General features: G+C 64.2%; 3 protein-coding genes. 1 reads left to right on the top strand and 2 read right to left on the bottom strand.

The window, feature by feature from the left end; translation table 11 throughout:
* Together AC1D2K_RS33670 and AC1D2K_RS33665 are read right to left on the bottom strand one after the other, a co-directional pair.
* The coding region (locus AC1D2K_RS33670) for an SDR family NAD(P)-dependent oxidoreductase (protein WP_478094648.1) at positions 1-695 on the bottom strand (695 nt) is incomplete at its 3' end.
* A gap of 15 nt (positions 696-710) precedes the next feature.
* Positions 711-1,766 carry a beta-keto acid cleavage family enzyme gene (locus AC1D2K_RS33665; protein WP_478094646.1) on the bottom strand — a complete coding sequence of 352 codons (1,056 nt, stop codon included), beginning with the start codon at positions 1,764-1,766 and terminating at the stop codon, positions 711-713.
* 130 nt (positions 1,767-1,896) lie between these two features.
* On the opposite strand from AC1D2K_RS33665, the gene AC1D2K_RS33660 reads away from it, so the two are divergent.
* Positions 1,897-2,263: AraC family transcriptional regulator ligand-binding domain-containing protein (locus AC1D2K_RS33660; protein ID WP_478094645.1), on the top strand; the 367-nt coding region annotated here is incomplete at its 3' end.

The following is a 2,263-nucleotide window of genomic DNA, read 5'->3' as shown; positions in this document are numbered from 1 at the left end:
TCCTCGCCCATCTTCTGCAGGACCGCTTCGACCTCCTGCGTGTGAACAAGGCCCGGTGCCATCACATTCACGTAGATGTTGCTGCCGGCGACTTCCGCGGCGACTGACTTGGTGAAGGCAATCACCGCCCCCTTCGTCGCGCTGTAATGGGGGCTGTGGGCGGACAGGCCCGACATGCCGGACAGCGATGCGACGTTGATGATGCGGCCGTACTTCTGCGGCTCCATCAGCTTGAGCGCTTCGCGCGTGCAGTAGAAGGTGCCGTGCACGTTGACGCCCCACCAGCGGTGCCATTCCTCATCGGTGATGTTGCTGGTGAACTCCAGCGACTCCCGCGGCACGGGCGTCGTGAGGTACGTGTAGTGGCGATTGCGCCGCACGTCGTCAGCCGGCCGGTTGGGCGTCAGCGCCGCGTTGTTCACCAGGATGTGCACGGTGCCGAAGCGTTCGGCCGCCTGGGCGAACATGCGCTGCACAGCGGCGCTGTCCGAGACGTCGCAACACACGGTCAGGCATTCCGAGCCGGCCTCCTCGACCGCGGCGCGCGCCTGCTCGAGACTTGCTTCATTGATGTCGCAGACGACGAGATTGGCGCCGGCTTCGGCCAGGGAGCGCGCCAGGGCGCGGCCGAGGCCCGGGCCTGCGCCCGTGACGAGCGCGACGCGCCCTTCGAGAGGTCTTGTGGATTTCACCATGACGTGCTCCCTGTCTCAGGCCACGCGGCGAAGCGGAGCACCCCGTTCGCCGGACTGACGGTTCGGCGCGTAGCCAATCTTTGCCAGGGTTTCGTCGACGGTCTTGTAGTGCTCGCCGATCTTGTAGATCTCCTTGGCCTGCTTGCCGGTAGCCACTTCGCGATGCATTTCGCGCGAGAGCCGCACCATCTGCTCGACCTGCTGCACGGAGGTCATGCGTTCACCCTTGCGGCCCCAGAGGTTGTCTTCGATGCCCACGCGCACGTGCAGGCCCATGGCGATCGCCATTGCATTCAAGGGCAGGACGCTGCGCATGATGCTTTCGATGGTCAGGACTGCGCCATCAGGGACCCGGCGGATGAACTCCATCATGTTGTAGGGGTTCGGACCGTCCATGCCGCCGCCGATCGCCGCCCAGTTCATGGTCAGGGGGCCGGTGTAGATGCCGCGCCGGATCAGTCGCTCGACCGACTCGAGCTGCCCCACGTCGCCGAGCATGAAGAGCGGCTGAATGCCGTTGGCCTGCAGCCGGCGCAGGTGTTCCTCGACGAAGCCGGGTCCCGAGGGAATGGTCATCTCGCGGTAGGCCTGCTGATAGGCCGGATTCGCAAGGGACGTGTTCGCGACATCGTCCGCGGTCAACAGCTCGCAGATGTTCATCTGGTTGGTGTTGATCGCGATCGTCACCTGGTCGGGCTTCGGCGTGAGTTCCGCGAGCATGTGGCGCGTGTCGTCGCTCAGCCATTGAGCCGCCTCGCTGTCGGTCTCGGGCGCAAACGAAATCGAGCCGCCGACCTGCAGGATCATGTCGGGAACTGCATTGCGCAGACGGGCGAGCAGCTCGTTGAACATCGAAAGGCGCTTGGAGCCCTTGCCGTCCGCCTCGCGGACATGGACGTGCAGGAGCGTGGCGCCGGCGTTGTAGCAGTCCACCGCCTTTTGAACCTGCTCGTCCATCGACACCGGGATGTCGCTGGAGTCGGCGGGAATCCACTCCGGGCCGTAAGGCGCGACCTGGATGACGAGGGGTTGCTGGTTTTCGGGGAGGAGTGAGTCGTCGAGGAATTGCATGGTTGTCTCCGTAGGGAATCGTTGAGTGACGGGTTGAGTATGGTTTTTCCGGATGCCAGGCGATTGACCCGAGGGGACATTTGGATGACCATTCGGGACATCCAAAACAGTCCCTCACGGCCCCGGAGAAATGCACTCCACCATTCGCAGCGCGACCCTGAGCGGCTACCTCGAACTGGCGCGCTCGGTCGGCCTCGATCCCAACCGCCTGATGCGCAAGTGCGGCCTGGATCCTTCGTGCCTTTCGGATCCGGACACGCAAATTGATGCGACAGCGGTGGCAAAGCTGCTCGAAACCTCAGCCGCGGAAAGCCGGGTCGAAGACTTCGGGTTGCGGCTTTCCACGGCCCGGCGCCTGTCGAACCTGGGTCCGTTCAGCCTGGTGGTGCGAGAGGAAACCACGGCACGGCGCGCCCTCGAAACGCTGGGCCGCTATTTGCAGTTGCACAGCGAACTGCTCTCCATCCGCATCGAGGATGCGGGCAATCTCGTGATCC

Source organism: Variovorax sp. P1_H12_2 (genome assembly GCF_056405335.1).
Note: the sequence above shows the minus strand (reverse complement) of the source record. Positions and strands in the feature narration are given on the sequence as shown.

What these genes read in the sequence shown, in the direction of transcription:
- AC1D2K_RS33665 (WP_478094646.1), bottom strand. Translation starts at nt 1,766, where the DNA reads ATGCAATTCCTCGACGACTCACTCCTCCCCGAAAACCAGCAACCCCTC.